Genomic DNA, 24833 nt, shown 5'->3' with positions numbered 1-24833 from the left:
TGAATTGGTTGTGGTGACTTAATTCTACAAGAAAAGGTCTTCCTTTTTCTATTTATTCATTTATACAAGATATTTTATGCTCTCCCGCCACCTAATAAAATCTTTTTATAATCTCAATTAGATAATATGGTAGCGACATCTTGAATTGCCTTTCTACCTGCTAGGCTAATACCACCTAACTGAAAAAAGCCATGTGTAACTCCAAGGTACCGTTGGCATTGTGCCTCTACCCCTGCATTAAGTAAACGACGATAAAAATCTTCACCTTCATCAACAAGAGGGTCAAATTCAGCAGTTAAAATGTGAGTCTCTGGCAGCCCTTCGAGATCGTCTGAGTATAACGGACTTGCTTCTGGGTGCTCAGGAGGTAGACAATTTGATAAATAAGCCTCAAAGCCACTTACTAAAGCATCGGCTGTTATCACATAATCATCACCGAATTTTCTATAACTATCGCTTGATGCCTTTGCATCAAGCATTGGGTAAATTAGAATTTGCCGTTTAGGCATCAAATGGCCTTGTTTTTTTAATCGTAAACACGTTACTAAAGCAAGATGTCCACCTGCGCTGTCGCCAGCAATAGAAATGTTGTCTGGATTCCCTCCCCAAGATAAAGCATGCTGGCGTACGACATGAACGGATTTCACCGCATCGTCATGAGCTGCTGGATAAACATGCTCTGGAGCTAACCGATAATCAACAGCGATAACTAAAGCGCCTCCCAAGTTAGCTATCTGTCGCAACTGGCGATCGTGAGTTTCGAAGTCACCACTAACAAAACACCCTCCATGATAATAAATCATAATTGGAAGGTTACCTTGATCCAATGGCTTGTATATACGAAGCCGTAAGTCATCGATTGTTTGTTCAAAAACATCCCATACCGGCAAGGCTTCACCAGCTAAATTAATTGAGCTTAGATATCCCTTCCGACGATCCTGAATTGTTTGTTTGCTTGCTGACGGACTACTGCTATTGATAAACTGCGTGACTAATTTTCGAATACCAGGTTCTAGGTTGTTTAAATTTGTCATTTCTGGTTCACCCTCTATTTTTGATAGTAATATTTTAACATGAACAAGCTAGGAATTAATTTAGAGCTTCCTGATTTACTTAGTAACCTTCATCCCCAAAAGGAGATCTTGGTAGCGCGCACCTATGAGTATGATCTTCTACAATCTGGCCCTTTAATTGAACAAGAAAGGGAAGGTGCCTCAGCTTATATCTTCTTGTAGACTTCTGCATACGCTACCTTTAATTGGTCTCGCAAATCCTTGTTCTCGTGCTCTAATCGCTTAACTTTACGCTTTAATGATTCGATAATCACTTCTTTATTATTTTCATTCATTTTATGCCTAACCTGCCTTACAGAAGGGCTTTTTATCTGCTGCTGACGTAGTGTTTCAATTCGCTCACGTAATGTCACATTATTATATAGCGTAGCCTTTGCCACTCCGGCCTTTTAGGGGGGCAAAGGTTGCATAAACCATACGGCTTTTATACGTGTTCAAGAGGAGTGTATGATTTATAATATAGATAAACATAGAATATAGGCATTGTTTAGATACAAAAATGAGGTGATACAATGACACCTAAAGATGAAGAACAGCACCAAAAAGGAATAAGACACATGGTCACAGTTCAAAAATGGGGAAATAGTTTAGCAGTTCGTATTCCCAGCAAAATCGTAAAGCAACTAGGTGTTCAAAACGGTTCTCAGATTAAGCTCGAACTCTTAGACAACGTAATGGTTATCAAACCTGTCAGGACAAAACCATCGCTTGACGATTTATTAGCACAAGTAAAAGGAAAAACGAATCCGCACTTGGATTATGACTTTGGTATATCAAAAGGAAAGGAATATTTTTGAGTTTAACTGTCTCAAAATAGGTAATCTCGTTTTTTGTATTTCAATTCGCAATCAGGGTGAACAAGCCTGTCATCGCCCTTATCTTATTTAGAGTCCAGAAGCATTCAACAAACAACCGGACTGTTAATGATCTGTCAGATTCTTGTCTTAAAAGAAGTAGCCTGATAAGGTCGCTTCTTTTTTTATCGATAAAGGGCTTTTTTTTGCACAAAATAACTTAATTGAACATTTTGAGTAATTTTAATAGTAAAACCGAACAATTCAACACAGTGGTGGCACATAAAAATTGAAAAAGCTGAACAAAGAAACAACGAACCCTTTAGTTAGGGGACATAGTCACAAACAAATGGTGCTGGCTACAAAAGAAAGCGGCCCTCTCCGAATATCTTGAATTGAAGGTTTTTGTTCCTTTGTTCCTACTTTATTCGGGAAACCTTTATATGCGTGATATGTTTATATATACTTTTTTTATATAGTCTTTACTTAAAAGAAGAAGGAACAAAGGAACATAATTGAATGAACCCTTGGTACGCATGGATTCAGTCGTTCCTTTTCGCGTGAAAAAGCAGGGACATTTGAGGAACATTTTAAGGTAAAAAGGAACCAAACACCTAATTCCACTCAAACTAGATCGTTTGTTCGCGTGACCCTAGCCTAGATTTAATCGAAAATATTTCTGAATCAACCTCAAACCAGGAACATTTGAAGCAATAAGGAACATTTTTCTCCAAAAAGGAACCAAACCAGGAACAAAGAAAAGGCACCTAATACATCCAAATTAATAATAATCAGAATAATTTTTTCTGTGACCAAAGCCATTTTTTACCCATAAAAAAACTGAGTAAAATGCCCAGCTTTCTTGTCTTGAGGATATCGGATTTCCTGTAATTTATTCTCCACTCATTCAACTGTTTACGAATGAATTTAATTTCGCCTGCCAGCGATTAAATTATTTTAATTATGGTTTTCAACTTTTTTATATTTACTCATGAACTTTATTACATCCTCCCGATCAACGAGCACCTTTCCTTCTAACTCAATAACTGGTAAGCCAAACTTCTCTAATTTTTGCAAATGACCAAAAGAAATACCGATAAACTCACAACATTGTTTTTTGGTCATAAACCTCCCCGCTCCACTATCCCTCTTAGCAGCTTCAAAAGCCTCTTTACTAAGCTCATAAAATAACTCAAAATATTTACCTTTAAACTCATCTGAGACCTGTAACGGTATGAAACCATTCATAAGCTTTGTCCTCCTCTTTACCAAATAAGTAAATTACTTACTTACTTACTTAAGTATATACCCTCCCCTTGTTAGAGTCAATATTTGGTTAGAAAAATATTTACTTAGTAAAGTAAATGTGTAATAATAATAATAATAAACATAAGAGGTGAGGAGAATTTTAATGGATGCGAAAGAATTCGGGCTTAAACTCAAAGAGATACGGAAAGAGAAAAAAATTACTTTACTCGACTTAAAAGCACGAACTGGTTACTCTGATTCCTATTTGTCTCAAATCGAAAACGGTTATAAAGATTTACCTAAACCTGCATTATTAAGGAAGCTTGCTATAGGGTTAGACGTTTCACCTATATATCTAATGAATTTAGCCGGTTACTCTGATTCTTATATAGACGTAGAGAATGACCTTGTAAAATATGAAGGTAATAATCCTTTTAAAGAAGAAAAATTTTTAAATGAAATGAGAAATATAGATGTCAATCTTCCATGCACTGAAGAAATAAAAACGGAATACGGAGAACAAACTATTAGAGAATTATCAGATGACGAATTAAGAAGAAGATTATTTGACCTTCATGATCTTCTTAATATGAAGATTGACTTGTACTATAAGAATGGATTATTAACAGATGAAAAACGCAAAAAAGTTAGAACTATACTTGAATTAATTTTTGAATAAAGAAATTCCCTTTCCTGTATATAGCCTGCCAGCGTATTGGAAAGGAAACTATTATGGCAAACATTAAAAAGTATACAAAGAAAGATGGAACCACCGCTTATATGTTTAATGCGTATCTCGGTAAGGACCCGCTCACTGGAAAGAAGAAACGGACCACACGGCGGGGCTTTAAGACAAAAAAAGAAGCAAATGTTGCGCTATCTAAAATATTGGTGGAAGTCGATGAACACGGGCTCCGCCAAAATGACCAGATGACCTTTCAGGAAGTTTTTGAGGAATGGTTTAAGCAGCATCGTAGAGAAGTAAAGCCAACTACGGTGTATGCAATGGAGAGTAAATTCAGCCGCAGAATCCTCCCAGTCTTCGGTCTTTACAAAATGAAAGACATATCCCGCTCGCATTGTCAAAAAGCTATCAACGTTTGGGCCCAGGAGCTTAAAACCTTCAATGATTATAAGATACAAGCAAACCTGGTCTTTCGATATGCCATGAAAATGGATATTATTAAGCGCAATCCGATGGATTATGTCACGTTGCCGAAACTAAAACATGAAATGGAATATAATGCGGAACTGGAAGAGAAAAAGTATTACTACACACGAGAGGAGCTTAGGAGCTTCCTGAAGGCGATTCAAGACGATACAATGGCATATACCATGTTTCGGCTACTCGCCTTCACAGGAGCGCGTAAGGGGGAACTGTACGCCCTGCATTGGTCGGACGTGGACTTCCACCTTAAGACGATCAGCTTAAAAAAGACATTGATTCATCTGAACGGTAAAAAGCATCTCCAGACATCAAAAACAAAGGCCTCTCGGCGTGTGGTTAGCGTGGACGATGAAACTCTGTCGCTCTTAAAGAAATGGCGTAGCAAGCAAATACAGCTCTATCTGACGTTACAACTTGCCGCTCCTTTTCAATCTGATGATAAGCAGCCCGTCTTTACGGTCTATAATCAGTTAAAAAATGAAATGGATTATTGCCGACTCGCTTACTTGAATGAAAAGTTGGAGCGGATCTATCAAAAGAACCCGGAGCTGCCGCAAATAAATGTTCACGCCTTTCGGCATACACATGCCAGTTTGTTATTTGCTGCTGGTGCTTCCATCAAAGATGTACAAGCTCGACTCGGACATACAGATATTCAAACCACAATGGATATTTACACTCATGTGACCGATGAAGCGAAAGAGAAAACAGCCGAGATGTTCCAAAAGTACATGAAATTTTAGCGTGGGGTATTCAAGGGGTATTCAATTCCAAATTCGGACATGAAAAAACCCTCTCCCGAAAGTTCGGGAAAGGGTTTGAAACGTTGATATTTAAGCAATATTAACGCTTTGAGAACTGAGGTGCACGACGAGCGCCTTTAAGACCGTATTTTTTACGTTCTTTCATACGAGCGTCACGAGTCAGGAGACCTGCACTCTTCAGGGATGGACGGTATTCTGGGTCAACTTGCAAAAGCGCACGGGCGATTCCGTGACGGATTGCGCCAGCTTGGCCAGTGTAGCCGCCTCCGTTTACATTGACAAGAATGTCATAGCTGCCAAGAGTTTCAGTAGCTACAAGCGGTTGCTTAACTACTTCACGCAAAGCTGCGAATGGGATATAATCTTCGATCTCACGACCATTGATAATGATTTTGCCGTCGCCAGGTACTAGACGAACCCTTGCAACGGAGCTCTTACGACGACCGGTACCGATATATTGAACCTGTGCCAAGTTAATTACCTCCTTAATAATTATCCGCGAAGTTCGTAAACTTCAGGTTGTTGTGCCTGATGTGGATGCTCGTTTCCAGCATATACATTCAGTTTTTTGTAGATTTGACGTCCAAGGGAGTTCTTTGGAAGCATGCCTTTGATAGCAAGCTCAAGCATTTTTTCAGGGTAGTTTGTGCGCATTTCTAGCGCTGTTCTTTGCTTCAATCCGCCTGGATGCATTGTGTGACGGTAGTAGATTTTGTCAGTTAACTTTTTACCAGTTAAATGAATTTTAGAAGCATTGATGATGATTACGTGATCTCCAGTATCTACATGTGGAGTGAAAGTCGGCTTATGTTTACCGCGTAGAATGGATGCAACTTCGCTTGCAAGACGGCCAAGAGTTTGGCCTTCTGCATCAACAACATACCATTTACGCTCGATATTCTTGGCATTTGCCATAAACGTTGAACGCATGAGTGTCCCTCCTGTTAATTAAAAAATCCAATTTTCATTACGGTCGATATATTTTACACAGATAAGACTTCCGGGGCTTATCGTGGGTTTAAAATACATACATATGATATGATATATCCTTAACGCCATATTGTCAACACCAGGATTAGTTGTCATAAACTTTTTTCCTGTGTGCTAGTAGAATACTTCCCATAAATACAACCCATGTCCAGGAGCAGTTTTGCCCGCGGCCGATCGATCCTTTTTTTTCAGTATCCCAGGAAGCTCGTCTGGATTGCGGTCACCAGATCCAATCTCCAAAAGGGTTCCAGTCAGTATCCGCACCATATTATATAAAAAGCCATTCCCCCTGAACCGAAAAACGAGACCGCCTTCTACTTCCAGCAGCTGAATCTCTTCCAGCGTCCTCACCCTATCCTCCACTTCCGTCTTTGCCGAACAAAAACTCGTGAAGTTATGCGTGCCGATTAAGTAAGGAAATGACTCCCTTATCCTCTGAATATCCAGTGGATAAGGGTATTGATAGGCATAATTCCTTCTGAAAGGATCCCGTTGCCTGGAACGGTAGATAAAATAGCGATACTCTTTTCCTTTTGCATCAAAACGGGCATGGAAGTTTCCCGGGGCGATTTCCGAATGGAGAACGGAAATATCAGCTGGCAAAAGCGAATTAAGCGCAATCGTCCATCGGTCCTCAGGTAGCATAAGCGGTGTATCGAAATGTATGACCTGCCCTCTCGCATGCACACCCGCATCTGTACGCCCTGATGCGCTCACACGCATTTCCAGGCCCTTATGGATTTTCCCCAGTGCCGCTTCCAATTCTCTCTGAACAGTTCTCTTCTCAGGCTGTACCTGATAGCCTGAAAACCCAGTCCCGTCATAAGAAACGATGCATTTGATCCGGTTTGTCATCACCATCATCCTCTGAATACAATCAATAAAAGTGTTACGGCTGCAAGAAGAAGGATCATTCCTGTATCTGCGAACGTCCAGTTAAGCTGTCTGTACTTCGTCCTGCCTACTCCGCCCCTGTAACCGCGCGCCTCCATGGCAATGGCCAGTTCCTCAGCCCGTTTGAACGAACTGATAAACAGCGGGATTAAAAGGGGGACAATCGCCTTAAGACGGTCCTTAATTGGGCCGCTTGTGTACTCGACACCCCTCGCCATTTGTGCCTTCATGATTTTATCCGTCTCCTGCATGAGGGTAGGAATGAACCGAAGGGAAATGGACATCATCAATGCAAGCTCATGGACCGGGAAGTTGACTTTTTTCAACGGTCCCAAAAGGCTCTCAAGACCATCCGTTATTTCTATAGGCGTGGTCGTCAATGTCAGCAGGGAAGTCACCACAATCAGCAGCAGGAACCTTAGGGAAATGAAAATCCCCTGTCTGATTCCTTCTTCGTATATGGCAAAGCTACCAAGCTGTACGACTGGCTCGCCTCCTTTTGTAAAGAACAAGTGCAGCAATAACGTAAAGAGCACGAGCCACAAAACAGGCTTCAGGCCGGCGATCAAAAACCTCGGAGCGATTTTTGACAGTCCCGCCATCAAGATTGTATAAGCTGCTAATATAAGATAAGTCCAAGGATTGTTTGCCAAAAAAACAATGCAGACATACAAAAAGATAATAATGAGCTTTGAACGCGGATCCATCCTGTGAAGGAGGGAGTCCGCTGGCACATAACGGCCGAACAAAACTTTCTCCATCATGAAGGGTTTCCTCCCTTCAAGAAGCTTGCAACAACGTCCGTGAGTTCCTCAGCCGTCAAACACACCTTGCCCATTTTCCTGCCGAAAGCCTGTTCAAGCTTCAGCTGGAAACGGACCACTTCCGGTACATCAAGCCCCATATCGATCAGGGCTTGCGGCGCTGAAAAGATCTCCGACGGGGTTCCCTTTTCGAAGACTGAGCCTTGATGCATGATAATGATCTCATCCGCGTAAGCAGCGGCGTCTTCCATGCTATGGGTAACAAGGACCGTCGACAGGTTTTTGTCTTGATGGAGCTGGTAAAACAAGTCCATAATTTCTTTGCGCCCGCGCGGGTCAAGTCCTGCAGTAGGCTCGTCCAGGACGATGACCTGCGGTTCCATCGCAAGGACTCCTGCAATCGCCACTCGGCGCATCTGTCCACCCGACAGATCAAAAGGAGACTTTTCAAGGATATCCTTAGTCAATCCAACCTGCTCAATCGCAACAGAAGCCCGCCTTTTTGCTTCTGTTTCAGAAACTCCGAAGTTCATCGGGCCAAAACAAATATCCTTTTCTACTGTTTCTTCAAAAAGCTGGTGCTCAGGAAACTGAAACACGATGCCTACCTTTTCCCTGACCGCTTTCAGATTCTTCTCTTTCCTGCCTGCCCTTATCTCCCTGCTGCCAATCAGGACGGTCCCTTTAGTGGGTTTCAGCAATGCGTTAAGATGCTGAAGAACTGTTGATTTCCCCGATCCCGTATGGCCAATAATGGCTATATAGGAGCCTGAAGGGATATCAAGGGAAACATCCGAAAGAGCCAGGCGCTCAAATGGCGTATCGGCCTGATAACGGTATTCTATATTTTGTAGTGAGATGTCCATAGCTCTGCCACCAACTCTTCTTCACTTAAAAACTGCTTTGTGAGGGGAATTCCCGTTTCACGCAGCATTTTGCCCAGTTTAACCGGGAATGGTATATCGAGCCCCAGACCTATCAATTCTTCATCCATCTGAAAAATTTCTTCTGGGCTTCCCTGACGGTGAATTTGGCCTTGATTCATGACAATGATCCGATCTGCTTTGGCCGCTTCCTCGAGATCATGTGTAATCGAAATGACCGTAATTCTATCCTGCTGCTTTAATTCCTTGACCGTTCCGATGACCTCTTCCCTGCCACGGGGATCAAGCATGGAGGTCGCTTCATCAAGGATAATGATTGACGGCCGTAATGCCAGGATACCCGCGATGGCAACCCGCTGCTTCTGCCCGCCTGAAAGATGGTGCGGCTCTTGATCGAGAAAGCTATCCATTTTCACTTTGTGAAGCGCATCCTTAACCCGCGTTTTCATGGCTTCCTGTGGTACTCCGGCGTTTTCCAGACCAAAAGCCACATCATCCTGTACAGTAGTCCCGACAAATTGGTTATCAGGGTTTTGGAATACCATCCCGATTTGCTTCCGGATGTCCCAGACTGTCTCCTCGCTCAGGCTGTGCCCGCATACAGAAACATTTCCCTCTTGCGGAAACTGAAGTCCATTCAGGATTTTGGCAAGCGTTGACTTGCCTGAACCATTATGTCCTACAATCGCAAGCCACTCGCCTTCAAATACTTCAAGGCTGATTTTCTTTAAAGCAGGGGATGTTTGGTCATCATATTGATAGGTTACATTTTCTAAAGCAACAAGCTGCTTTGCCATACCTGTTCTCCACTCCTCGGTCACTGTCTAAGCTCCGCTGCGCAGTCCTCTTCCATCATACCTGAAGCATAAAAAAATGTCTTTTCCAACATCTATCATTAATCAATACCGCAAAAAAAGCCGGAATATAAAAAAAGCCTGCACCCTTTCCCCTGCGGATTAACGGATTCCGCGTGAATCATAACATCCATTTTTCAGGATGAGGGAAAAGGTGCATGAGCTAGACGAGACGAACAGGAATAGCGGAAGCGGCCTGGTGAGCACTGAAAATTCCGGATATCCCTTTTGCAAAACTTCGCTCATCGTAACGCTCGTTTGGCCTGCATTGCTTTATTCGTCAAAGTTACTTATAAAAAAAGGGGATGAAACAAGTTGTCTAAACTGTCCATCCCCCTTGTTTGAACGCTAATGTTATTAAACTAGCTCGATGATGACCATTGGGGCACCGTCACCGCGACGAGGTCCAAGCTTCATGATGCGAGTATATCCGCCTTGACGCTCAGTGTAACGAGGTGCAATATCAGCAAAAAGCTTTTGTACTGCATCTTGTTTTGTCTCAACATTTGCAATTTCATTACGAATGAATGCAGCAGCTTGACGACGAGCATGAAGGTCACCGCGTTTTCCAAGGGTGATCATTTTTTCAACGACTGAACGCAATTCCTTCGCGCGGGTTTCAGTTGTTTCAATACGCTCATTTATGATTAAATCTGTTGCCAAGTCACGAAGCATTGCTTTGCGCTGTGCACTTGTACGGCCTAACTTTCTGTATGCCATGAGTGTTTCCCTCCTTTGTTGAAGTCATGAACGGGCTTTTTACTAACAGCAAAATGCCCAGTTAACCGCAATTAACTAGTCATCTTTACGTAAGCCTAAGCCTAGCTCTTCTAGTTTTGCTTTTACTTCTTCTAATGATTTTCTGCCAAGGTTGCGGACTTTCATCATATCTTCTTCCGTCTTATGAGCAAGCTCCTGGACGGTATTGATTCCGGCACGCTTAAGGCAATTGTATGAACGCACTGAGAGATCCAATTCTTCGATGGTCATCTCAAGAACTTTCTCTTTTTGGTCTTCTTCTTTCTCAACCATGATCTCAGCATTTTGAGCTTCATCAGTCAATCCGACAAAAATATTCAGATGCTCTGTAAGGATCTTTGCACCAAGCGCAATCGCTTCTTTCGGTCCATTGCTTCCATCCGTCCATACATCCAAAGTCAATTTATCATAGTTAGTCATTTGTCCGACACGTGTGTTTTCAACCTGGTAAGATACACGGGATACAGGTGTGTAGATTGAATCGATCGGAATGACACCGATTGGCTGGTCTTCTCGCTTATTTTGATCAGCAGGTGTATAACCACGGCCTCTTCTTGCAGTCAAGCGCATGCGCAATGACCCTTTGCTTGAAAGAGTAGCAATATGAAGATCGGGATTTAAGATCTCGACATCGCTGTCGTGTGTAATGTTGCCCGCCTTTACGGCACCTTCGCCCTGAATATCGATCTCTAGTGTCTTCTCTTCATCAGAGTAAATCTTTAACGCCAGCTTCTTAACATTCAAGATGATAGATGTAACATCTTCCACGACGCCTTCAATTGTAGAGAACTCATGAAGTACACCATCGATTTGAATCGATGTAACAGCGGCACCTGGGAGTGAGGATAACAGGATACGACGTAAGGAGTTACCCAAAGTTGTACCATATCCACGCTCAAGCGGTTCTACGACAAACTTGCCGTACTTGGCATCATCGCTGATCTCAATCGTTTCGATTTTTGGTTTTTCTATTTCGATCATCAAATATACCCTCCTTCAAAACGTCGAAACCCCGGCAGGATTCTCCTGGCCGTAAGTCCCCCATGTATACGTTCCCGTCTGTGCACAACAACTGGACAATTCTCTGTATATGCAAAAATACTCGTATCACATCCCATTATAGACAGGGATACAAATTCTATACAGGAAAATTAAACGCGGCGACGTTTTGGTGGGCGGCAGCCGTTATGCGGAACTGGAGTGACATCTCTGATCGCAGTAACTTCAAGGCCTGCTGCCTGAAGGGCACGGATAGCAGCTTCACGTCCTGCTCCTGGTCCTTTAACAGTTACTTCAAGAGTTTTCATGCCATGTTCCATAGAAACTTTAGCTGCAGTTTCAGCTGCCATTTGAGCAGCGAATGGAGTAGATTTACGGGAACCTCTGAATCCAAGCGCACCTGCACTTGACCATGAGATTGCATTCCCATGTACATCTGTGATAGTTACGATAGTATTATTGAAAGTTGAACGAATATGCGCAATTCCTGCCTCAATATTCTTTTTGACACGGCGCTTGCGTGTATTAGTTTTACGAGCCATTTAAATGTTTACCTCCTTTACCGATTATTTTTTCTTGTTAGCTACAGTCTTACGAGGACCCTTACGAGTACGGGCATTGTTCTTAGTGTTTTGTCCGCGAACAGGAAGCCCACGACGGTGACGAAGACCGCGGTAAGAACCGATTTCCATTAGACGCTTGATGTTAAGAGAAACTTCACGGCGAAGGTCACCTTCAACCTTAAGCTTGTCAACGATTTCACGGATTTTGTTCAATTCATCTTCAGTAAGGTCGCGAACACGAGTGTCTTCAGAAACACCTGCATCAGCAAGAACTTTTTCAGCAGTAGGTCTGCCGATTCCGAAAATATAAGTCAAAGAAATAACTACACGTTTTTCACGTGGAATATCTACACCAGCAATACGTGCCATTAATGTGCACCTCCTTCAATATTAACCTTGTTTTTGTTTATGTTTAGGGTTTTCACAGATCACCATAACTTTACCTTTTCTGCGAATGACTTTGCACTTTTCGCAGATAGGCTTAACCGATGGTCTCACTTTCATTACTCTAACCTCCTTGATAGTTCGGAGTCTTCCAGTTTATTTAAAGCGGTAGGTAATTCTTCCGCGAGTTAAATCATATGGAGAAAGCTCAACCGTTACTTTATCTCCAGGCAAAATGCGGATAAAGTGCATTCTGATCTTGCCGGAAACATGAGCTAACACTGTATGACCATTCTCTAGTTCTACCTTAAACATGGCATTTGGCAAAGTTTCAAGCACTGTGCCTTCCACTTCAATTACATCATCTTTCGCCATCGAACTCGTCTCCCTTCTATATTCATATGCGTACAGTACTAACAGCTCTGCGAATGCAAAGCCCAGCTTTCTATTGTCTTGCGGCCGGCTTTCCCAATGCTGTCATTTTGAGAGACGGATTCAATATGATCCTGATGCGTAAATCATCCCTGATGGTTGAAGCGTATGTCAGCCGCTTGAGAAAACATGCCTATCATCCGTCAACCTTATAAATATAACATATTGATCCGGTCCCCGTCCTCTAAAAACTCAATAAAATGAGTAATTTTATGAACAGAAAACCCAAAATGATTACTGAATACCCCGTTAGGCTTTTGTCAGAATCTCATAACCAGTCTCGGTAACTGCAATTGTATGCTCATAATGGGCACACATTTTGCCATCCACCGTCACGACGGTCCAATCATCTGCTAAAGTTTTTACATACCGGCTTCCGGCATTCACCATTGGTTCCACGCAAAAAACCATACCAGGCCTTAGCCTTGGTCCTTTGTTCGGAGGGCCGAAATGAGGAACTTGTGGGTCCTCATGTAATTCTTGCCCGATTCCATGGCCTACATACTCACGCACAATCGAAAAGCCGTTGTTTTCCACATACGTTTGAACTGCATGGGAGATGTTCGACAGACGCTGACCCGGCTTCGCTTCTTCCAGACCCCGGTATAACGATTCCTCAGTAACCTCTAAAAGGCGCTGGGACTCTTCGTCAATTTTTCCTACCGGATAAGACCAGGCTGAATCACCATGATATCCATTGTACTTAGCCCCGATATCAATGCTGATGATGTCGCCTTCCTTCAGAAGTCTCTTACCAGGAATCCCGTGAACTAGCTCATTGTTAACAGATGCACAGATGCTCCCGCTGAAACCGTTGTAGCCTTTAAATGAAGGAGTGGCGTCATGGCTGCGGATAAATTTCTCCGCGATGGCATCCAGCTCTTTCGTCGTGATCCCGGGAACAACATGTTTCTTAAGTTCCTGATGGGTCAGCGCTACAATTTTCCCGGCTTCCCGCATGATCTCTATTTCACGAGGGGTTTTGCAAATGATCATTATTTTAAGCCCCCAAGCAATTCTTCAATGTCCTGAAATACAACATTGATATCCTGCTGGCCATTGATGTTGCGAAGATAGCCACGTTCCTCATAAAAAGAAAGCAACGGCTGTGTCTGCTGAATATTAACATCCAGCCTGTTCTGAACAGTTTCTTCGTTATCGTCTGCTCGCTGGTACAATTCTCCGCCGCAGCGGTCGCATATACCTTCGACAGCAGGAGGATTGAAAACAAGGTGATAGGTCGCCCCGCACTTCTTGCAGATCCTTCGTCCTGTCAGACGTTCCATCAGGATGCTTTGATCAACATCAATATTGATGACATAATCGATTTTTTTATTCAAGTCAGCAAGCATTTCTTCCAACGCTTCTGCCTGGGCGACAGTGCGCGGAAATCCGTCCAGAAGGAAACCCTTTGAGCAGTCAGACTTACTTAAGCGCTCACGGACAATACCAATGGTCACTTCATCAGGGACAAGCTGGCCTGCATCCATGAATGACTTGGCCTTCAAGCCTAGTTCCGTTCCTTCTTTCATTGCGGCACGGAACATATCTCCTGTTGAGATATGCGGAATGCTGTACTTAGCAACAATCCTTTCGGCCTGTGTGCCTTTTCCGGCACCCGGGAGTCCCATTAAAACTAAATTCATATGAATTCCCCCCAGTCTTCAATGAAGGTTTAGGGAACGCAGTCCCCTAAACCTCTATTTTATAAAACCTTTATAATGGCGTTTTACAAGCTGGGCCTCGAGCTGTTTCATTGTTTCGAGTGCAACCCCGATAACAATCAGCAGGCTGGTTCCGCCAATCTGGACCGATTGCGGCAGACCGGCAATTTTAATAAAGAATACCGGAAGAATCGAAATAGCCGCCAGGAAAAGCGCTCCTACAAAAGTTAGTCGGTAAAGAACTTTTGTTAAGTATTCCTGAGTATTCTTTCCAGGACGGATGCCCGGGACATATCCACCTTGCTTCTTCAGATTTTCCGCAACCTGTTCTGGATTTACCTGAATAAACGCGTAAAAATAAGTGAAGGCAATGATCAGAGCCACATACACGATCATTCCGATCGGCTGTGTGTAATCGAATGTCTTTTGGATCCAGAGCGTCACATCGTTCGTCCCAAAGAATTGGGCAATCGTTGGCGGTGTGACAACAAACGAAATAGCGAAGATGACTGGAATAACACCGGCAGCATTCACTTTAAGCGGCAAGTGTGTGTTCTGGCCGCCGACCGGGTTATTGCCTGCACTCATTCGTTTGGCATACTGAATCGGGATTTTCCTGTTTGCCTGCTGGACAAAAATAACACCAACAATAATAGCGATAATCGCAACGACAATCAGGACAACAGTTAAGATGCGGATGAACATCTGCTCTCCGGCATTCTCAAACTGCTGTGCATAGATTTGGTTAACCATTGACGGCATTCCAGCAACAATCCCTGCAAAAATGATGATTGAGATCCCATTTCCGACACCTTTTGCCGTAATCTGTTCGCCAAGCCACATCAAGAAAGCAGTTCCGGCAGTAAGTACGGTAGCGATTAGAAGATACGAAGCCATTCCAGTATCAGTAACCAGCCTACCGCCTGCCATATTGTTAAAGCCGTAAGACATGCCAAGAGCCTGGATAAATCCAAGCACAATTGTAAAATAGCGGGTGATTTGTGCCAGCTTGCGACGTCCAACCTCACCTTGTTTGGACCACTCCGTAAATTTAGGCACCACATCCATCTGCAGAAGCTGAATGATGATGGAAGCTGTAATGTACGGCATGATTCCCATCGCAAAGATCGAGAAGTTTTTCAAAGCTCCCCCGCCAAATGTATTAAGCACTCCAAAAACGCTGAGGTCATCCTGCTGAGCCAAAATATCTGCATCTACCCCAGGCACTGGTATAAAGGCACCAAGGCGGAATATGATCAACATTAAAAGGGTGAAGAGAATTTTATTTCTAATTTCACCCACGCGCATAAAATTGGAGATTGTCTGAAACATTAGATCACCTCAGACTGCCCGCCGGCAGCTTCGATAGCTTCCTTAGCAGCAGAGGAGAACTTGTGAGCTTTGATTGTCAGCTTTTTCTCAAGCTTGCCGTTGGCAAGGACCTTGATTCCAGCTAACTCTTTCTTTACAAGCCCTGTTTCAATTAGAAGTTCTGGTGTTACTTCAGTTCCATCTTCGAAACGGTTCAATGCATCAAGGTTTACGACTGCATATTCCTTACGGTTTATGTTCGTGAAACCACGCTTAGGCAGACGTCTGAACAAAGGTGTTTGACCACCTTCGAATCCAGGACGTACGCCGCCGCCAGAACGCGCGTTTTGGCCTTTGTGACCTTTACCGGCAGTTTTACCGTTACCGGATCCAATACCACGGCCTTTACGTTTGCGGTCTTTGCGTGAACCTTCTGTAGGCTTTAACTCGTGAAGTTTCATATGTTGGCACCTCCTTATTTTAAAAGAAGAAAAAAATCAATTACTTTTCGTTTACCTTTACAAGATGAGCGACTTTGTTAATCATTCCGCGGATTGCAACATTGTCTTCTTGCTCAACTGTTTGGTGCATTTTTTTCAAACCAAGGGCTTTAACTGTTTCACGCTGATCTTGCGGACGTCCGATCAAGCTGCGTGTGAGGGTAATTTCCAATTTAGTTGCCATTTCGATTTCCCTCCTATCCTAACAGTTCTTCTACTGATTTGCCGCGAAGCTTAGCAACATCTTCAGCACGCTTTAGTTGTGTAAGTCCATCGATAGTTGCACGGACCATGTTGATTGGTGTGTTAGTACCAAGTGATTTTGAAAGGATATCAGCAACACCGGCAAGTTCAAGCACGGCACGGACAGGTCCTCCCGCAATAACTCCAGTACCTTCAGAAGCAGGCTTCAAAAGAATTTCGCCAGCACCAAAGTGACCGATAACCTGGTGCGGAATTGTAGTTCCGACCATAGGCACATGGATAAGACTTTTCTTAGCATCTTCGATAGCCTTGCGGATCGCATCTGGCACTTCTTGCGCTTTGCCAGTACCGAAACCTACATAGCCGTTTTTGTCGCCTACTACTACAAGAGCAGTGAAACGGAAACGACGGCCGCCTTTAACAACTTTCGCAACACGGTTAACCGTAACTACGCGTTCTTCAAGTTCAAGTTTGTTTGGATCAATACGACGCATCTTTGTGTGTCCCTCCTTTTTTATTAGAATTTCAGACCGTTCTCGCGGGCAGCATCGGCAAGAGCCTGGATGCGTCCGTGGTAAAGATATCCTCCACGGTCAAATACTACTTCGCTTACGCCTTTTTCTACAGCACGCTTTGCAACCAATTCTCCGACCTTTTGTGCAGCTTCAAGGTTGCATGTAGATTCAAGGTTAAGTTCATTCTCTATAGTAGAAGCACTCGCTAAAGTAACTCCTTTTACGTCATCAATCAGCTGAGCATAAATGTGCTTGTTGGAGCGGAACACATTTAAACGAGGACGAGCTGCTGTTCCGCTGAGTTTCGCACGTACACGGGCATGTCTCTTTTTGCGAGTAGCGTTTTTATCAGCCTTAGTGATCATTTCTGTCACTCCTTTCGTTTAACCTATGCGGCATTACTTGCCAGTTTTACCTTCTTTGCGGCGCACGAATTCGCCTTCATAGCGGATTCCTTTGCCTTTGTAAGGCTCAGGCGGACGAACGTCGCGGATGTTGGCAGCTAAAGCTCCAACGCGTTCTTTATCAGTGCCTCTTACAATGATTTTTGTATTGGCAGGCACTTCAACTTCGATGCCTTCTTCAGGCTCGATTTCTACTGGGTGAGAGTAACCAACGCTCAATACAAGCTTTTTGCCTTGTTTTGACGCACGGTAACCGACACCGATTAGCTCAAGGGATCTTTCGAAACCTTTGGAAACGCCCTCTACCATGTTCGAAAGGACTGCGCGAGTTGTTCCGTGCAGAGCGCGGTGTTCTTTCGCATCGGATGGACGGGAAATTGTGACGACATTCTCTTCGATAGCGATTGTCATGTCTTTATTAAATGTACGGGAAAGTTCGCCTTTCGGGCCTTTAACCGTTACATGGTTGTTGTCATTAGTAACCGTTACCCCTGTTGGGATTTCGATTGGTTTTTTACCTACGCGAGACATTCATTGCACCTCCATTCTTTAAGAACTTTATTACCAGACGTATCCTAGAACTTCGCCGCCGACTTGCTTAGCGCGCGCTTCTTTGTCAGTGAGTACGCCATTTGATGTTGACACTAGTGCGATACCAAGTCCGTTAAGTACACGCGGTACTTCGTTAGACTTTGCATAGACGCGAAGACCAGGCTTGCTGATTCGCTTAAGGCCAGTGATAACACGTTCGTTATTGGCACCGTATTTAAGGAAGATACGGATAATACCTTGTTTGTTGTCTTCGATATATTCAACGTCACGCACGAAGCCTTCACGTTTCAGAATTTCTGCGATTTCTTTCTTAACGTTGGAAGCAGGCACTTCCAGCTTTTCGTGACGAACCATATTCGCATTACGAATACGAGTAAGCATATCTGCAATCGGATCTGTCATGACCATTATTGTTTACCTCCTTCCCAGACTTGGGGTTTACCAGCTAGCTTTTTTCACACCAGGAATTTGCCCTTTGTATGCTAATTCGCGGAAACAAATACGGCAAAGCTTAAATTTACGGTATACAGAGTGCGGACGTCCGCAGCGCTCACAGCGTGTGTACTCTTGAACCTTGAATTTAGGCGTGCGTTTTTGTTTTGCAATCATTGATTTCTTAGCCACGTTTTCGCCTCCCTCTATTTAGAGATTACTTTTGGAATGGCATTCCGAATGATGTTAATAGTTCACGAGCTTCTTCATCAGTGTTAGCAGTCGTTACAATAACAATATCCATGCCACGGACTTTATTTACTTTATCGTAATCAATTTCAGGGAAGATCAGCTGCTCTTTAACACCAAGAGTGTAGTTTCCACGGCCATCGAACGACTTCTTGGAAATACCGCGGAAGTCACGTACACGTGGAAGAGAAACTGAGATCAATTTGTCCAGGAATTCATACATGCGCTCGCCGCGAAGTGTAACTTTCGCACCGATAGGCATACCTTCACGAAGACGGAAACCAGCAATTGATTTTTTAGCACGAGTGACAACTGGTTTTTGACCAGTGATCTGTGCCAATTCTTCAACAGCTACGTCAAGTGATTTCGCGTTGGCTACTGCATCGCCCACACCCATGTTGATTACGATTTTATCAAGCTTCGGTACTTGCATTACGGATGTATAGTTGAACTTGCTCACAAGAGCAGGAGTAATTTCTTTATTGAACTTTTCTTTTAGGCGGTTCATTCAATGTGTACCTCCCTTCTTCATTAAACTTTTATTTATCTAAAACTTCACCGGATTTTTTCGCTACGCGTACCTTTTTTCCGTCTTCTTCCTTGTAACCAACTCGGGTTGGTTTGCCGGATTTAGGGTCGATAGGCATAACGTTTGATACATGAATCGGTGCCTCTTTGCTGAAGATTCCGCCTTGCGGATTCATTTGAGAAGGCTTAGCGTGTTTTTTCACGATATTAACGCCTTCTACGAGGACACGGCTCTGCTTAGGAAAAGCTGCCAGGATATTACCTGTTTTGCCTTTGTCCTTACCAGAGATGACCATTACTTTGTCACCCTTTTTCACATGCATCTGTGCGCACCTCCTTAAAGCCAATGTTTTATATTAAAGTACTTCTGGAGCTAATGAAACGATTTTCATGAAATTGTTGTCACGAAGTTCGCGGGCAACCGGTCCGAAGATACGAGTACCACGCGGGCTCTTGTCATCACGGATGATGACACATGCGTTTTCGTCGAAACGGATGTAAGATCCGTCTTTACGACGAAGACCGCTCTTTGTGCGAACAATAACAGCTTTTACAACATCACTCTTTTTAACAACGCCGCCTGGTGTTGCTTGTTTGACTGTGCAAACGATGATGTCTCCGATATTGGCAGTCTTGCGTCCGGAACCGCCTAGAACCTTAATGGTTAGCACTTCACGGGCACCTGAATTATCAGCAACTTTTAAACGTGTTTCCTGTTGGATCATGCGAGTAACCTCCCTTCGGAATCAACCTAAGTCCGAACGATTTAGATAATAACTGCTTTTTCTACTACTTCAATCAAACGGAAGCGTTTAGTGGCAGAAAGTGGGCGTGTTTCCATGATACGTACTACATCGCCGATTTTTGCTTCGTTTTGCTCATCATGCGCCTTGAACTTTTTAGAGTATTTCACGCGCTTGCCATACAGAGAGTGCTTTTTGTATGTTTCTACAAGAACTGTGACAGTTTTGTCCATCTTGTCTGAAACCACTCGTCCTGTATAAACCTTGCGTTGGTTGCGTTCACTCATTGTGAAAGGACCTCCTCTCAATTATCGATTGTTAATCCCGATCTCTCTTTCACGAATCACAGTTTTCATACGGGCGATCGCTTTCCGTACTTCACGGATGCGAGCTGTATTTTCAAGTTGTCCAGTCGCTAATTGAAAGCGCAGGTTGAAAAGTTCTTCTTTCAAAGACTTCACTTTTTGTTCAATTTCGGCAGTGGTAAGGTCACGAAGTTCATTAGCTTTCATTGGATTCACCACCAATTTCTTCACGTTTTACAAACTTACACTTCACTGGAAGTTTGTGTGCTGCAAGGCGTAATGCTTCACGGGCTACCTCTTCAGATACACCTGCGAGTTCAAACATTATTTTCCCTGGCTTTACGACTGCTACCCAGCCTTCAGGAGAACCTTTACCGGAACCCATCCGAACTTCTAGAGGCTTTTTAGTGTACGGCTTGTGTGGGAAAATTTTGATCCATACTTTACCGCCACGTTTCATATAACGAGTCATTGCAATACGGGCTGCTTCGATTTGGCGGTTTGTGATCCATGAAGCTTCAACAGCTTGCAAACCGTACTCACCAAATGCTACTTCAGTGCCGCCTTTGGCACGTCCGCGCATGTTTCCGCGATGTTCACGGCGATATTTAACGCGTTTTGGCAATAACATTTTATTTGCCTCCTTCCCCAGTTTTCTTCTTAGCAGGAAGGACTTCTCCACGATAGATCCATACTTTAACGCCTAGTTTGCCGTAAGTAGTATCGGCTTCAGCTGTTGCATAATCAATGTCGGCGCGAAGCGTATGAAGTGGAACTGTTCCTTCGCTGTAGTGTTCAGAACGAGCGATATCAGCACCGCCAAGACGGCCAGAAACCATTGTCTTGATTCCTTTAGCGCCTGCGCGCATTGCACGCTGGATAACTTGTTTCTGTGCACGACGGAAAGATACGCGGTTTTCAAGCTGGCGCGCAATGTTTTCCGCAACCAATTTAGCTTCGATATCCGCTTTTTTAATTTCAAGGATATTTATATGGACGCGTTTGCCAGTAAGTTGGTTAAGAGCTTTACGAAGTGCTTCGACTTCTGTTCCGCCTTTACCAATTACCATTCCTGGCTTCGCAGTGTGGACAGTTACATTCAAACGGTTTGCAGCACGCTCGATCTCAATCTTGGAAAGAGAAGCATCGCGCAAACGCTTTGTGATGTACTCACGGACTCTAAGGTCTTCGTGTAAAAGATCAGCATAGTCTTTGCCTGCGTACCACCTGGATTCCCAATCACGGATGATTCCGATACGCAAACCGACTGGATTTACTTTTTGACCCACTGATTATCCCTCCTTCTTTTCTGATAAAACGATTGTAATGTGGCTTGTGCGCTTGTTGATTGCACTAGCACGGCCCATTGCGCGAGGACGGAAACGCTTCAGTGTCGGTCCTTCATTTGCGTACGCTTGGGATACTACAAGGTTATTAACATCCATTTCGTAGTTGTGCTCTGCATTAGCAAGGGCAGATTTCAATACTTTTTCCACGATTGGTGAAGATGCTTTTGGGGTAAGTTTTAAAATAGCTACCGCTTCACCAACTTGCTTTCCTCGAATTAAATCTAGTACTAAACGAGCTTTACGAGGAGCAATACGAACTGTTCTAGCAACAGCTTTAGCTTGCATTAGGATGGCCTCCTCTCATTAACGTCTTGTTTTCTTATCGTCACTGGCATGGCCTTTGTACATACGAGTTGGAGCAAATTCTCCAAGCTTGTGGCCTACCATATCTTCAGTGATATATACAGGAACATGTTTGCGACCATCATAAACTGCTACAGTGTGGCCGATGAATTGCGGGAAGATCGTTGAACGGCGAGACCAAGTCTTAACAACTTGCTTGCCTTCAGTTTCATTTAACTTTTCGATCTTTTTAATTAAATGGTCATCCACAAAAGGTCCTTTTTTCAAACTGCGACCCATGATTGAACCTCCCTTCGTGATTGTCCTACGGTTCTTTTGAACCGTAGCTCAATCCCGTTATTTTTTACGACGGCGTACAATAAACTTGTCGGATTTGTTTTTCTTCTTGCGAGTCTTGTAGCCAAGGGTTGGTTTGCCCCAAGGAGACATTGGAGACTTGCGTCCGATTGGTGAACGGCCTTCCCCACCACCATGCGGGTGATCGTTCGGGTTCATAACGGATCCACGGACTGTTGGGCGCTTGCCTAACCAGCGAGAGCGTCCAGCTTTACCGATGTTGATCAGTTCGTGCTGCTCGTTTCCTACTTGACCGACAGTTGCGCGGCACTCAGAAAGAATCATGCGCACTTCACCAGAGTTCAAGCGGATAAGAACATATTTGCCTTCTTTACCAAGAACCTGTGCAGAAGTACCAGCGGAACGAACCAATTGTCCGCCTTTAGCTGGCTTAAGTTCGATATTGTGGATTACAGTGCCGACCGGGATGTTTACTAATGGAAGGGCATTACCCACTTTGATGTCGGCTGTTGGGCCTGACATGATTTCCATACCAACTTCCAGGTTTTTCGGTGCTAGGATGTAACGTTTTTCTCCGTCTACATAATTGATTAGTGCAATGTTTGCAGAGCGGTTTGGATCATACTCAATTGTGGCAACGCGTCCTGGAATGCCATCTTTGTTACGTTTAAAATCGATGATACGATATTGACGCTTATGGCCGCCACCTTGATGACGAACAGTTAACTTACCTTGGTTGTTACGGCCGCCTTTGCGCTTCAACGGAGCAAGCAAGGATTTTTCCGGCTTGTCAGTAGTGATTTCAGCGAAATCAGAAGCTGTCATGTTACGACGACCGTTAGAGGTAGGTTTGTACTTTTTAATCGCCATTTCTTTTCCCTCCTCTTCTGGTTATATGAATTATACTTCGAACAATTCGATTTCTTTGCTGTCTTTTGTAAGAGTGATAACGGCTTTGCGGCGTTTGTTAGTGTATCCGCCGAATTTGCCCATACGCTTGAATTTACCTTTGTAATTCATCACGTTCACTTTTTCAACATTCACGCCGAAGATTTCTTCAACAGCATGTTTTACTTGTGTCTTGTTCGCTCTGACATCAACTTCGAAAGTGTATTTCTTGTCAGCCATTTGTTCAGAGGAACGTTCAGTAATAACGGGGCGCTTAATGATATCGCGTGCATCCATTATGCAAGCACCTCCTCTACTTTTTCAACCGCTGCTTTAGTCATGATCAACTTGTCATGATTTAAAACATCAAGGACATTGATTCCATCTGCAGGAACAAATGTAATGCCAGGGATATTACGTGCTGACAGAGCAACGTTTTCCTCTGTGCCGGCAGTTACGATCAGTGCTTTTGTATCAACTGAAAGGCCTTTTAGTACATTTGCGAATTCCTTTGTTTTCGGAGTTTCGAATGCAAGGTTCTCAAGAACGATGATGTTTTCATCTAGCACTTTCGTAGAAAGCGCAGACTTGATAGCCAAACGGCGTACTTTCTTAGGCAATTTATAGCTATAGCTGCGTGGAGTTGGACCAAATACTGTACCGCCTCCGCGCCATTGTGGAGAACGAATAGAACCTTGACGCGCACGTCCAGTTCCTTTTTGGCGCCATGGCTTACGTCCACCGCCCGCTACTTCAGAACGAATTTTTGTTTTATGAGTGCCTTGTCGCAGTGATGCTCTTTGCATGATAACAGCGTCGAACAGCACATGGCTATTAGGCTCAATACCGAAGACAGAATCATTCAGTTCGATTTCTCCAACCTGTGATCCAGCCTGGTTGAATAATGCTACTTTTGGCATACCTTTTTCCTCCTTTCTCTAAACGTTATTACGCTTTAACCGCAGTTTTGATTTTAAGCAGGGCTTTTTTAGCGCCTGGAACGTTACCTTTGATTAAAAGCAGGTTGCGCTCAGCGTCAACTTTAACGATTTGCAGGTTTTGAACAGTGATCTGGTCTCCACCCATGCGTCCTGGCAATGCTTTGCCTTTGAATACACGGTTTGGAGCGACAGGGCCCATTGAACCTGGACGACGGTGATAACGTGATCCGTGTGCCATAGGTCCGCGGGATTGTCCGTGGCGCTTGATAGAGCCTTGGAAACCTTTACCCTTAGAGATACCTGTTACATCTACTACATCGCCTTCTGCGAAAATATCAACTTTGACTTCCTGACCAACTTCGTAACCCGCCAAGTCAACTCCGTTGAATTCACGAACGAAGCGCTTAGGAGCAGTGTTCGCCTTAGCGACATGGCCTTTTTCCGGTTTGTTGGAAAGTTTTTCACGCTTGTCATCAAAGCCAAGCTGAATCGCTTCATAGCCGTCAGTTTCATTGTTCTTCACTTGAAGGACAACGTTCGCTGCTGCTTCAACTACTGTTACCGGAATAAGATCGCCGTTCTCTGCAAACACTTGAGTCATACCAATCTTTCTTCCTAAGATTCCTTTGGTCATTAGTCACACCTCCTATATTCTCTCGTTTGTTTGATTTATTACATTAAAGTTTAATTTCAATATCTACACCTGATGGCAGGTCTAAACGCATCAATGAATCAACTGTTTGTGGAGTTGGGTTCACGATGTCGATCAAGCGCTTATGCGTACGCATCTCGAATTGCTCACGAGAATCTTTGTACTTATGCACCGCGCGCAGGATTGTGTAAATTGTCTTTTCAGTTGGAAGCGGGATTGGACCAGATACAGCCGCACCAGAACGCTTCGCTGTTTCAACAATCTTTTCTGCAGATTGATCAAGAATCCTGTGATCATATGCCTTCAAACGGATACGAATCTTTTGTTTTGCCATTATTTTCCCTCCTTTTCGCCTATTTTAAAATAGACATTCTCCGCGAAAATTTCCCACACACTCGCCATGGCAAAGCGGCCGGGTGTGTCAGC

The 24833-nt window shown here is 43.7% G+C and carries 41 protein-coding genes and 1 pseudogene; 3 read left to right on the top strand and 39 right to left on the bottom strand.

Annotated features, from left to right (window positions below):
• Nucleotides 1–113: 113 nt before the first annotated feature.
• Together D1970_RS07815 and D1970_RS07810 are read right to left on the bottom strand one after the other, a co-directional pair.
• Complete coding sequence (locus D1970_RS07815; RefSeq protein WP_119112325.1) at nt 114–1034, bottom strand: alpha/beta hydrolase; 921 nt, start codon at nt 1032–1034, stop codon at nt 114–116.
• A gap of 185 nt (nt 1035–1219) precedes the next feature.
• Nucleotides 1220–1462: pseudogene (locus tag D1970_RS07810) on the bottom strand (DUF6262 family protein); the annotation flags it as partial.
• A 123-nt stretch (nt 1463–1585) separates the two neighbouring features.
• Here D1970_RS07810 and D1970_RS07805 point away from each other — a divergent pair.
• Complete coding sequence (locus tag D1970_RS07805; RefSeq protein ID WP_246370275.1) at nt 1586–1870, top strand: AbrB/MazE/SpoVT family DNA-binding domain-containing protein; 285 nt, start codon at nt 1586–1588, stop codon at nt 1868–1870.
• A 954-nt stretch (nt 1871–2824) separates the two neighbouring features.
• Here the strand turns inward: D1970_RS07805 and D1970_RS07800 are convergent.
• The gene (locus tag D1970_RS07800; RefSeq protein WP_119112324.1) at nt 2825–3115 is read right to left on the bottom strand and encodes a hypothetical protein; all 291 of its coding nucleotides are present in this window, start codon (nt 3113–3115) and stop codon (nt 2825–2827) included.
• Nucleotides 3116–3278: 163 nt separating this feature from the next.
• Between D1970_RS07800 and D1970_RS07795 the strand changes: the two genes are divergently transcribed.
• Nucleotides 3279–3794, top strand: a complete 516-nt coding sequence (locus tag D1970_RS07795; protein WP_119112323.1) for a helix-turn-helix domain-containing protein — start codon at nt 3279–3281, stop codon at nt 3792–3794.
• A 53-nt stretch (nt 3795–3847) separates the two neighbouring features.
• Nucleotides 3848–5026, top strand: coding sequence for a site-specific integrase (locus D1970_RS07790; RefSeq protein WP_119112322.1), 1179 nt, complete (start codon nt 3848–3850; stop codon nt 5024–5026).
• A 100-nt stretch (nt 5027–5126) separates the two neighbouring features.
• Here D1970_RS07790 and rpsI read toward each other — a convergent pair whose 3' ends face one another.
• The 36 genes from rpsI to rpsJ form a co-directional block, all read right to left on the bottom strand.
• On the bottom strand, nt 5127–5519 hold the full coding sequence (rpsI, locus tag D1970_RS07785; protein ID WP_119112321.1) for a 30S ribosomal protein S9: 393 nt from the start codon (nt 5517–5519) through the stop codon (nt 5127–5129).
• A gap of 20 nt (nt 5520–5539) precedes the next feature.
• Complete coding sequence (gene rplM / locus D1970_RS07780) at nt 5540–5977, bottom strand: 50S ribosomal protein L13 (protein WP_119112320.1); 438 nt, start codon at nt 5975–5977, stop codon at nt 5540–5542.
• A gap of 174 nt (nt 5978–6151) precedes the next feature.
• A complete protein-coding gene (truA, locus tag D1970_RS07775; protein ID WP_119112319.1) occupies nt 6152–6892 on the bottom strand; it encodes a tRNA pseudouridine(38-40) synthase TruA in 741 nt (246 codons plus the stop codon).
• Nucleotides 6893–6897: 5 nt separating this feature from the next.
• A complete protein-coding gene (locus D1970_RS07770; protein ID WP_119112318.1) occupies nt 6898–7695 on the bottom strand; it encodes an energy-coupling factor transporter transmembrane component T family protein in 798 nt (265 codons plus the stop codon).
• A complete protein-coding gene (locus D1970_RS07765) occupies nt 7692–8561 on the bottom strand; it encodes an energy-coupling factor ABC transporter ATP-binding protein (RefSeq protein WP_119112317.1) in 870 nt (289 codons plus the stop codon). The genes D1970_RS07770 and D1970_RS07765 overlap by 4 nt, the downstream gene beginning before the upstream one ends.
• The gene (locus D1970_RS07760) at nt 8537–9376 is read right to left on the bottom strand and encodes an energy-coupling factor ABC transporter ATP-binding protein (RefSeq protein ID WP_119112316.1); all 840 of its coding nucleotides are present in this window, start codon (nt 9374–9376) and stop codon (nt 8537–8539) included. Before D1970_RS07760 ends, D1970_RS07765 begins: the two co-directional genes overlap by 25 nt.
• A gap of 414 nt (nt 9377–9790) precedes the next feature.
• Nucleotides 9791–10153 (bottom strand): 50S ribosomal protein L17, encoded by a 363-nt coding sequence (gene rplQ / locus D1970_RS07755; RefSeq protein ID WP_119112315.1) that lies wholly within the window; start codon nt 10151–10153, stop codon nt 9791–9793.
• Nucleotides 10154–10228: 75 nt separating this feature from the next.
• Nucleotides 10229–11173, bottom strand: a complete 945-nt coding sequence (locus D1970_RS07750) for a DNA-directed RNA polymerase subunit alpha (protein ID WP_119112314.1) — start codon at nt 11171–11173, stop codon at nt 10229–10231.
• Nucleotides 11174–11343: 170 nt separating this feature from the next.
• Nucleotides 11344–11733 carry a 30S ribosomal protein S11 gene (gene rpsK, locus D1970_RS07745; RefSeq protein WP_119112313.1) on the bottom strand — a complete coding sequence of 130 codons (390 nt, stop codon included), beginning with the start codon at nt 11731–11733 and terminating at the stop codon, nt 11344–11346.
• A 24-nt stretch (nt 11734–11757) separates the two neighbouring features.
• Nucleotides 11758–12123 (bottom strand): 30S ribosomal protein S13, encoded by a 366-nt coding sequence (gene rpsM / locus D1970_RS07740; protein WP_119112312.1) that lies wholly within the window; start codon nt 12121–12123, stop codon nt 11758–11760.
• A 21-nt stretch (nt 12124–12144) separates the two neighbouring features.
• A complete protein-coding gene (rpmJ, locus tag D1970_RS07735; RefSeq protein ID WP_003156543.1) occupies nt 12145–12258 on the bottom strand; it encodes a 50S ribosomal protein L36 in 114 nt (37 codons plus the stop codon).
• A 36-nt stretch (nt 12259–12294) separates the two neighbouring features.
• The gene (gene infA, locus D1970_RS07730; protein ID WP_025909748.1) at nt 12295–12513 is read right to left on the bottom strand and encodes a translation initiation factor IF-1; all 219 of its coding nucleotides are present in this window, start codon (nt 12511–12513) and stop codon (nt 12295–12297) included.
• A 306-nt stretch (nt 12514–12819) separates the two neighbouring features.
• Nucleotides 12820–13566: a type I methionyl aminopeptidase gene (gene map, locus D1970_RS07725; RefSeq protein WP_119112311.1), complete on the bottom strand. Its 747-nt coding sequence runs from the start codon at nt 13564–13566 to the stop codon at nt 12820–12822.
• Complete coding sequence (locus D1970_RS07720; RefSeq protein ID WP_119112310.1) at nt 13566–14216, bottom strand: adenylate kinase; 651 nt, start codon at nt 14214–14216, stop codon at nt 13566–13568. Before D1970_RS07720 ends, map begins: the two co-directional genes overlap by 1 nt.
• Nucleotides 14217–14270: 54 nt before the next feature.
• On the bottom strand, nt 14271–15566 hold the full coding sequence (gene secY, locus D1970_RS07715) for a preprotein translocase subunit SecY (protein WP_119112309.1): 1296 nt from the start codon (nt 15564–15566) through the stop codon (nt 14271–14273).
• Complete coding sequence (gene rplO / locus D1970_RS07710) at nt 15566–16006, bottom strand: 50S ribosomal protein L15 (RefSeq protein WP_119112308.1); 441 nt, start codon at nt 16004–16006, stop codon at nt 15566–15568. Before rplO ends, secY begins: the two co-directional genes overlap by 1 nt.
• 40 nt (nt 16007–16046) lie before the next feature.
• Nucleotides 16047–16229: a 50S ribosomal protein L30 gene (gene rpmD / locus D1970_RS07705; protein ID WP_119112307.1), complete on the bottom strand. Its 183-nt coding sequence runs from the start codon at nt 16227–16229 to the stop codon at nt 16047–16049.
• A gap of 13 nt (nt 16230–16242) precedes the next feature.
• Nucleotides 16243–16743: a 30S ribosomal protein S5 gene (gene rpsE, locus D1970_RS07700; protein WP_119112306.1), complete on the bottom strand. Its 501-nt coding sequence runs from the start codon at nt 16741–16743 to the stop codon at nt 16243–16245.
• A 23-nt stretch (nt 16744–16766) separates the two neighbouring features.
• Entirely contained in the window at nt 16767–17129 is a 363-nt protein-coding gene (gene rplR / locus D1970_RS07695; RefSeq protein WP_119112305.1) for a 50S ribosomal protein L18, read from the bottom strand.
• A 33-nt stretch (nt 17130–17162) separates the two neighbouring features.
• A complete protein-coding gene (gene rplF, locus D1970_RS07690) occupies nt 17163–17699 on the bottom strand; it encodes a 50S ribosomal protein L6 (protein ID WP_119112304.1) in 537 nt (178 codons plus the stop codon).
• A 30-nt stretch (nt 17700–17729) separates the two neighbouring features.
• Nucleotides 17730–18128, bottom strand: a complete 399-nt coding sequence (gene rpsH, locus D1970_RS07685) for a 30S ribosomal protein S8 (protein WP_071458961.1) — start codon at nt 18126–18128, stop codon at nt 17730–17732.
• Between the two features lie 30 nt (nt 18129–18158).
• A complete protein-coding gene (rpsN, locus tag D1970_RS07680; protein ID WP_001085700.1) occupies nt 18159–18344 on the bottom strand; it encodes a 30S ribosomal protein S14 in 186 nt (61 codons plus the stop codon).
• A 25-nt stretch (nt 18345–18369) separates the two neighbouring features.
• Nucleotides 18370–18909, bottom strand: coding sequence for a 50S ribosomal protein L5 (rplE, locus tag D1970_RS07675; RefSeq protein WP_119112303.1), 540 nt, complete (start codon nt 18907–18909; stop codon nt 18370–18372).
• A 31-nt stretch (nt 18910–18940) separates the two neighbouring features.
• A complete protein-coding gene (gene rplX, locus D1970_RS07670) occupies nt 18941–19252 on the bottom strand; it encodes a 50S ribosomal protein L24 (protein WP_119112302.1) in 312 nt (103 codons plus the stop codon).
• Between the two features lie 33 nt (nt 19253–19285).
• The gene (gene rplN, locus D1970_RS07665; RefSeq protein ID WP_119112301.1) at nt 19286–19654 is read right to left on the bottom strand and encodes a 50S ribosomal protein L14; all 369 of its coding nucleotides are present in this window, start codon (nt 19652–19654) and stop codon (nt 19286–19288) included.
• A 41-nt stretch (nt 19655–19695) separates the two neighbouring features.
• Nucleotides 19696–19959, bottom strand: coding sequence for a 30S ribosomal protein S17 (gene rpsQ / locus D1970_RS07660; RefSeq protein ID WP_119112300.1), 264 nt, complete (start codon nt 19957–19959; stop codon nt 19696–19698).
• Between the two features lie 21 nt (nt 19960–19980).
• Nucleotides 19981–20184 carry a 50S ribosomal protein L29 gene (gene rpmC / locus D1970_RS07655; protein ID WP_119112299.1) on the bottom strand — a complete coding sequence of 68 codons (204 nt, stop codon included), beginning with the start codon at nt 20182–20184 and terminating at the stop codon, nt 19981–19983.
• On the bottom strand, nt 20174–20608 hold the full coding sequence (rplP, locus tag D1970_RS07650) for a 50S ribosomal protein L16 (protein WP_119112298.1): 435 nt from the start codon (nt 20606–20608) through the stop codon (nt 20174–20176). Before rplP ends, rpmC begins: the two co-directional genes overlap by 11 nt.
• Nucleotide 20609: 1 nt before the next feature.
• Nucleotides 20610–21266, bottom strand: a complete 657-nt coding sequence (gene rpsC / locus D1970_RS07645) for a 30S ribosomal protein S3 (protein ID WP_119112297.1) — start codon at nt 21264–21266, stop codon at nt 20610–20612.
• A 3-nt stretch (nt 21267–21269) separates the two neighbouring features.
• Entirely contained in the window at nt 21270–21611 is a 342-nt protein-coding gene (gene rplV / locus D1970_RS07640) for a 50S ribosomal protein L22 (RefSeq protein WP_119112296.1), read from the bottom strand.
• Between the two features lie 18 nt (nt 21612–21629).
• Nucleotides 21630–21908: a 30S ribosomal protein S19 gene (gene rpsS / locus D1970_RS07635; protein ID WP_119112295.1), complete on the bottom strand. Its 279-nt coding sequence runs from the start codon at nt 21906–21908 to the stop codon at nt 21630–21632.
• A gap of 57 nt (nt 21909–21965) precedes the next feature.
• The gene (gene rplB / locus D1970_RS07630; RefSeq protein WP_119112294.1) at nt 21966–22796 is read right to left on the bottom strand and encodes a 50S ribosomal protein L2; all 831 of its coding nucleotides are present in this window, start codon (nt 22794–22796) and stop codon (nt 21966–21968) included.
• A gap of 30 nt (nt 22797–22826) precedes the next feature.
• Nucleotides 22827–23111 (bottom strand): 50S ribosomal protein L23, encoded by a 285-nt coding sequence (rplW, locus tag D1970_RS07625; protein WP_119112293.1) that lies wholly within the window; start codon nt 23109–23111, stop codon nt 22827–22829.
• Complete coding sequence (rplD, locus tag D1970_RS07620; RefSeq protein WP_119112292.1) at nt 23111–23734, bottom strand: 50S ribosomal protein L4; 624 nt, start codon at nt 23732–23734, stop codon at nt 23111–23113. Before rplD ends, rplW begins: the two co-directional genes overlap by 1 nt.
• A 28-nt stretch (nt 23735–23762) precedes the next feature.
• Nucleotides 23763–24389, bottom strand: a complete 627-nt coding sequence (rplC, locus tag D1970_RS07615) for a 50S ribosomal protein L3 (protein ID WP_119112291.1) — start codon at nt 24387–24389, stop codon at nt 23763–23765.
• A 43-nt stretch (nt 24390–24432) separates the two neighbouring features.
• Nucleotides 24433–24741 carry a 30S ribosomal protein S10 gene (rpsJ, locus tag D1970_RS07610; protein ID WP_059174169.1) on the bottom strand — a complete coding sequence of 103 codons (309 nt, stop codon included), beginning with the start codon at nt 24739–24741 and terminating at the stop codon, nt 24433–24435.
• Nucleotides 24742–24833: the final 92 nt, after the last annotated feature.

The organism is Mesobacillus zeae (assembly GCF_003570705.1).
Taxonomy (GTDB): domain Bacteria; phylum Bacillota; class Bacilli; order Bacillales; family Cytobacillaceae; genus Mesobacillus_C; species Mesobacillus_C zeae.
The sequence above is the reverse complement of the archived record's forward strand: the minus strand, read 5'-3'. Positions and strand labels throughout refer to the sequence as shown.